Below are 6,646 nucleotides of genomic sequence, written 5' to 3'. Positions count from 1 at the left end.
CGTTCTTGACCGGCCCAAGGCACTGAACTCGCTGAACACCGACATGTGCGCGGCGCTGGAAAATGCATTGACCGCGTGGTCGACTGATCCGGCGGTTGATGTTGTCGTCATTACATCGTCGACGCCGAAAGCGTACTGTGCCGGGGGCGACGTCAGGCGCGTTCGTGAGCTTCAGCTTGAAGGCACGGAGGAAGGACGCGCTGCTGCTGATGGGTTCTTCACAAACGAATATCGCATGAATGCTCTGTTGTCAGAGTTTCCGAAGCCATTCGTGGCCGTGATGAATGGCATCGTTATGGGTGGTGGCCTGGGGATTTCCTTGCATGGCTCTCACCGGGTGATTACGGAACGCACGTGGGCCTCGATGCCAGAAATGGCTATTGGTTTCTCGACGGACGTCGGGGTTTCCTATGCCATGCAGCACCTTCGCCAGCCTTATGGGGATCCCGACGGGACGACGTCGAATGGTCTAGCGCTGTTCATGGGGCTGACGGGCTATCGATTTACGCAGGCCGACATGTTGTGGTCGGGGATGGCCACGCACATTATTTCCTCGCACGAGGTGGAGAACTTCGTCACCGCGATTGACGAGCACGGACTCGATTCCGCCTTAGACACCTATGCGCGCCCGGCAGCGGAGGCGGGACCCTCGTATTTAGCTCGCCATATTGAGGAGATTAACGACATCTTCAGCGAGGGCGATTGGTTCGATATTGAGGCGAAGCTTGACAAGGGTGGCTATGACAAGGAGCTCATTGCTGTTATTGATAACCTGTTGAGCTCTGCGAACCCATCCTCGCTGGTGGCAACGACGTTATTGTTCCGCGCGAATGAGAAGGCGGAAGATCTGCGCCAAGGCCTGAAGAATGAGTTTGAGGTAGGGAAGGTCCTGCGCTACCAGGAGAATTTTGCTGAAGGCGTCCGTGCGGTCCTGGTGGATAAGGACAATCGGGCGAGCTTTGACCCGCACGTCACCGCCGAGGTCAACCCCGAACCGTTTGAAGAGGCCTTGGTTACCGCTCAGTCCGAATAAGGCGGCTAGTAACGTTGCCGCGGTCGCGGGTTAGTGCGGCGCGCAACGTGCAAAGAGCAACGTGCCCGCCGCTCACCCCCACTACACGGTGATTGAGTGCGCCTGGCGGTCCACTTGCTCAGGGCTCGTGTTCTGTTGCAACCGGGCCCACACAACGAATCCCCAGATGACGAAGCCCGCGTACACGATGTACAGCACGGCGGAAGGGTAGTAGCCAGCTGCAAGAAGGAGCGGAATTCCGACGAGGTCCACGCCAATCCAAATGAGCCAGAATTCCGTCCACCCTTTTGCCATCCCGTAGGTGGCCAGCATAGAACCGACGAAAATCCAGGCATCGGACCACGGTCCCCAGGATCCCAGGGCACTGAATAACCAGGCACAGACGATAGTTCCGACGACTGCTACACCGACCATGGTGAGTCGTTGCCGTGCCGTTGCCCAGTGTGGCTCCACAGCCGCTTCGGTCGGCTCCGAGACGATTGATCGCGAGGGATCGGTGTCCTGACATTCCCGGATTCCACGCAACCGGGCCGCCCGCCACTGGTACCAGCCATAGGCACTGACGATGAGGAACATCACCTGACGCCCCGCCTGGCCATAGAGGTCAAGATTTTGCGGAGTATCAAACACCCCGCCCAAGAACACGGTGAAAAGCAGAATATTGCCGACGATACCCACCGGCCATGCCCACACCACTCGTTTCATGCCCCCGACTGCAGAAGCGAGCCCAAAGAGGTTACCGATGATTTCACGCCACAAAATGGGATAGCCGGCGATGACGACTGTGGCGTCGAGAAGATGAGAAAAAGGATTCACGATGTTCTCCGTAGCAAGACGACGTGATCCTCAGAGGCATACAGAAATACATTCTCTTCCATCCGGACTGTGACCGTCGGCTCTGGAATTACACCGGATCTGCTAGACCCCTCATGTGCACATCCGTTCACGTGAGAGCGCTCGCGGGCTTACCTCTTCGTCTCTGTCAGAAGGGGTTCACCGCCGGTGGGGAATTTCACCCCGCCCTGAGAACGAACTCTATGTTACTCACTCACACAAAAGGCGCTGCCACAACCCAATAATGAGTCGTGACAGCGCCATGAGGTCACACCCGCCGACGGACGTGAACTGCAGAGTCCGGCAGCAGGGTGGGGTAATGATTACGCGACGGGTGCGTCGGTGAACCGATCACGGATTGTTGCGAAGGATTCGTTCATTGTTCTCAGGAACTCGTCCTTGGCAATGCCCTGACCAGCAAGAGACTTACCGCGTCGTAAACCGAAGCTGGTAATCACAGCGTTGATTGCGGCAATGGAGAGCTCGTAGAGCAAGCACACGTGCAGGGAACGAGGAGAGACGGTGGTGCCGCGCCGGGTTGACTCGCGAGCGGCGATGGCATCATGCATGGTCTCAATATTCGCTTTGCACTGGTCCGCGAACTCGGAATTGTCGGATCTCAAGAGATAGAGCCCGATGGCTTCCGGGTTCGTTGCCGCCCATCCCTTATCGAAGATGGTGCGAATGAGCTCTTCGGCCGCGTGCTCGAAGCACGAGATCGTGTCCCATTCTGCGGGTGCATGTTCAATAATCGACGCAAACGAATCAAGCAGGTTTGAGCACTGGAATTGCAGGGCTTCATTGACTGAGGAGAAGTAGTTGTGGAATGTCCGGACGGACACTCCGGCCTCCTCAGCAACCGCCGCCACGGTTAACCCCTCGATGCCTCGATGGGTGATCACCGTGAGCGTCGCGTCCCCGATTGCTTGTCTCGTGGCCGCTTTCTTCGATTCACGAAGGCCAGTCATTAGTCAGCATCTACTTTCGAACTACCTGCGGAGTGTCCTCCACTGGAGTGGCGACCACGCGGTTCCGGAACGATCGGTTCGGAGATATTCGGGTTGCTGGTGGCGTCGTCGTCGGAAGCGGACTGATCGCTCTCGTGAGATCCGCCCTGCGATCCGACCTCGGAACCCTGAGCTTCGTCGTCGGGAGAAATATCCTTAATTCCTTCACCTTCGACGTCGACCCGCGGCGTAATCTTCGCCATCCACTTGGGCATCCACCAGGCTTTTTCGCCGAGGATGAACATGGTCGCCGGAATCAGAGTCATGCGCACCAGGAAGGCATCGATGAAGACCGCGACGGCCAGCGCGAAGCCCATGGTCTTAATGACCTGCATATCCTGCAGCATGAACGCGGCGAACACGGAGATCATGATCAAGGCTGCAGCGGTCACGACGCGGGCACCGTGTTTGAACCCGTTGGCCGTTGCATTGCCGGCTGTCTTGCCGTGATGCCATCCCTCGCGCATACGGGAGACCAAGAACACTTCGTAGTCCATGGCCAGGCCGAAGACGATACCAATCAGGATGATCGGCAGGAACGAGATGATGGGTTGCGGGTCGGAAATGATGCCCAACCAGCCCTCTTGGAAGAATCCGACGGTCAAACCGAAGGTCGCGCAGACGGTCAGTCCGAATCCGAGAGCCGCGATGAACGGGACAGGGATCGAGCGGAACACCAGCATCAGGATGAAGAATGCCAGGACCAGGACGATGGCGATGTAGGGGACCAGCACATTGTTCAGACGATCGGAGATGTCCGTCTGGATAGCTGTCACACCTGTGACGCCAAAGTGGGCACCGGTTTCCTCAGTGTAGGAATCCTCCTTATCGCGGACTTTCTGCATGGTTTCCTTGGTCTTGTCATCCACCGAGCCTGTGGTGGGGACAATCAACACCTGGGCAGTATCGCCGGCGTCGTTAACCTGGCTGAGCATGGCGTTCTTCACACCGTCAATGGTGTTGAACTCCTGGACAGCCTTGGCAAACGCAACCTGGCGCTGGTCCTGCGGCACATCCTTGGCGTCGACGACAGCAACAAGAGGTGCGTTACGGCCGGGGCCGAAGGCGTCGTCGACCATTTCATAAGCCTGCCGGGGCGACTCATTCGGGTCCGACGTGGCGTCCGTCGGCAAGGCAAGGTTCAAGCGTGTCATGGGCAGTGCCACCAAAACAAGCGCGATGACTCCAACACCCAGGAACGCCCACGGCTGCTTGCGGATGATGCGAACCCAGCGCAGGCCCATGGTCGGCTTTTCGCGTTCCGGATCGGGCGCCTCGATAAACGGCACGTTGCCCTTGAAGAATGCCTTGCCAAAGAGACCCAAGACGGCGGGCAGCAGTGTCAATGCAACGAGCACAGCGATGGCCACCGTGGCAGCAGCGGTCAGCGCCATCGTCGTCAAGAACGGAATCCTCACGACAGAGAGCGCGCACAGCGCCACGATGACAGTAAGGCCCGCGAACACCACCGATGAACCGGCAGTACCTACAGCGCGTCCAGCAGCGTGAACTCGGTTTGAAGTCGAGTTCGATAGCTCGTTCTTATACCGCGACGTAATGAAGAGCGCGTAGTCAATGCCCACCGCGAGACCCAGCATGGAGGCGAGGATCGGTGTGGAGTCATTCACGCTATCGACCAGGCCGGTCAGTGCCATCACGCCCAAGTTACCGATGAGCACACCGACCAACGCCGTGATGATCGGCATACCGGCGGCAATCAAGCTACCGAAGGTAATAACCAACACAACAAGGGCAACAGCGATACCGATCAGCTCTGAGGTGCCCGAATTCGGCTCCTCCATCGTGAAGGCCTGGCCTTCATACTGGATGTCCAAGTTCGACGAGCGTGAATCGTCGACAATATCTTTGAATTTGTCTACATCCGACGACGGAATGTCGGAGACCGTGTCGGCATCAAAGGTGATGTCCACCGTGCCGGTCTTCTGATCGCTTGATAGCGGCGAGACCGACTCAACGTTCTTAGCGATCTGCTCTTCCGGCAACTGCTGTTGCTGACCGACGGCCATGATCTTCTGCGTAATCCCAGCGGCGGCTGTGGCAGGATCCACCATCGAATCGGAGGACTTCAGGATGCCTGCGTCTTTGAGCTTGGTCAGAGTGTCGTTGACCGCTTGTTGCTCGTCGGGATCAGTGAGCTTCTTCCCATTTTCGGCCTGGAAGACGAGCTTGCCGGTGGGGGCAGTGGTCTGGTCTCCCGAACCAGGGAAGCGCTCCTTCATGGTGTTTTGAGCTTTTTCGCTCTCAATACCGGGGATCGAGAAAGTGGAGCTTGTTGTGGATGATAGAGCAGCTGATGCCGCGCCCATTCCGATGAGGATGAGCAGCCACACGGCGATGAATGGCCATTTGTGCTTGTAGGCAGCAGTGCCTACACGGTAAAGAAACCGCGCCATAGGTAGCCAGCCTTTCTTAGAGGGGTGATTACCTCCTACAGGGGCACTACGCGGACTGCATGACTTTGACGCGTAGGAGGAGGACGTAGCCACAGTAGAAAAAATTGCACAATGTGTGCAACTTTGCAGGGCTCCTGAAACAAAATTGTTACTTAAAGGCTGTGAAACGCATGTGTGAAGCTCGTGAAATAGCGCGTGTACTGCAAGAAATGGGTAGTGACGTGGATGAATTATTAGCGGACGCGCGATGAGCCGCCAATGTGGTTAGGTGGGAACCATGAATTCACACGATGTCCAGATCGCGACAGTAGATAAAGGCCTCTACCCGGAGACGGCCCCATTCAATGAGGGAACCGTCGAACGACCGGTGGCCCCTGACTCCCCAGCCAGCACCCAGCACATCGCCTACGCCGAATACGGAAATCCAAAGGGCATCCCTGCCGTCTTTATTCACGGTGGTCCAGGTGGGGGAACCTCAGCCAAGGAGGCTCGTTTCTTCAACCCCGATAAGTACCGGATTATCCTCATTGACCAGCGCGGATGTGGGAAATCAACCCCGCACCTGGCCGATCCCGACACCAACATCGACGCAGAACTCTCGGTGAACACCACAGCCGAATTGATCGGTGACATCGAAGCGATCCGGGAAACCTTAGGCATTGAGAAGTGGGTCGTGTTCGGCGGATCATGGGGCTCCACCTTGTCGCTCGCCTACACCCAGGCCCACCCGGAACGAACCCTGGCGATCATCCTTCGTGGCATTTTTATGCTGCGACGGACCGAACTCGATTGGTATTACAACGGCGGCGCGGCCTACATGTTCCCCGACAAGTGGGAACGCTTCCTCTCTGTCATTCCCGACGATAAAAAACCTGACCCGCTCAACCCGGCTGGAATGACACACCTTCCCGACGTCAACCTTATCGACGTCTACCACGACCTACTGCGGTCAGACGATCACGACACCGCTGTTGCCGCCGCCCGGGCGTGGAGTGTGTGGGAAGGATCGACGTCCTACCTGCATGATCAGCCCACCGATACGCATGAAGATGAACGGTTCGCCTTGGCCTTCGCGCGCATTGAGAACCACTATTTCGTGAATCATGGGTTCCTTGAGGAAGGGCAGCTGTTGCGCGACGTCGACAAGATCCGCGAAATTCCCGCTGTGATTGCTCAAGGGCGTTACGACGTTGTGTGCCCGCCCATTACAGGGTGGCAGCTGCACCAAGCCTGGCCGGAAGCTACATTCGTGTGGTCACCGACGTCCGGACATGCGTCGTATGAGGAAGAAACAACGTCGACATTGGTGTCGGCAACAGACAGGTTTGCCGAAACGTTCGCGTCGTAAATGAGGCGGC

5 protein-coding genes and 1 riboswitch are annotated in these 6,646 nt (G+C 57.4%); of the genes, 2 read left to right on the top strand and 3 right to left on the bottom strand.

Features of this window, described 5'->3' with window-relative positions; genetic code table 11:
• A partial coding sequence (locus tag Q3981_RS03195) for a 3-hydroxyisobutyryl-CoA hydrolase (protein ID WP_303123838.1) occupies window positions 1-1,033 on the top strand: 1,033 nt, incomplete at its 5' end.
• A gap of 81 nt (window positions 1,034-1,114) precedes the next feature.
• On the opposite strand, the gene Q3981_RS03190 is transcribed toward Q3981_RS03195, so the two are convergent.
• The 3 genes from Q3981_RS03190 to Q3981_RS03180 form a co-directional block, all read right to left on the bottom strand.
• Entirely contained in the window at window positions 1,115-1,849 is a 735-nt protein-coding gene (locus Q3981_RS03190) for a nicotinamide mononucleotide transporter family protein (RefSeq protein WP_303123836.1), read from the bottom strand.
• 46 nt (window positions 1,850-1,895) lie between these two features.
• Window positions 1,896-2,067: riboswitch (FMN riboswitch) on the bottom strand.
• Window positions 2,068-2,190: 123 nt separating this feature from the next.
• Window positions 2,191-2,835, bottom strand: coding sequence for a TetR/AcrR family transcriptional regulator (locus Q3981_RS03185; RefSeq protein WP_303123834.1), 645 nt, complete (start codon window positions 2,833-2,835; stop codon window positions 2,191-2,193).
• Window positions 2,835-5,288, bottom strand: a complete 2,454-nt coding sequence (locus tag Q3981_RS03180; RefSeq protein ID WP_303123832.1) for an MMPL family transporter — start codon at window positions 5,286-5,288, stop codon at window positions 2,835-2,837. Before Q3981_RS03180 ends, Q3981_RS03185 begins: the two co-directional genes overlap by 1 nt.
• 277 nt (window positions 5,289-5,565) lie before the next feature.
• On the opposite strand from Q3981_RS03180, the gene pip reads away from it, so the two are divergent.
• Window positions 5,566-6,636 (top strand): prolyl aminopeptidase, encoded by a 1,071-nt coding sequence (gene pip, locus Q3981_RS03175; protein ID WP_303123830.1) that lies wholly within the window; start codon window positions 5,566-5,568, stop codon window positions 6,634-6,636.
• The last annotated feature ends 10 nt before the right edge of the window (window positions 6,637-6,646 follow it).

Source organism: Corynebacterium sp., from assembly GCF_030530965.1.
In the GTDB taxonomy this organism is placed as follows: Bacteria; Actinomycetota; Actinomycetes; order Mycobacteriales; family Mycobacteriaceae; genus Corynebacterium.
The sequence above is the reverse complement of the archived record's forward strand: the minus strand, read 5'-3'. Positions and strand labels throughout refer to the sequence as shown.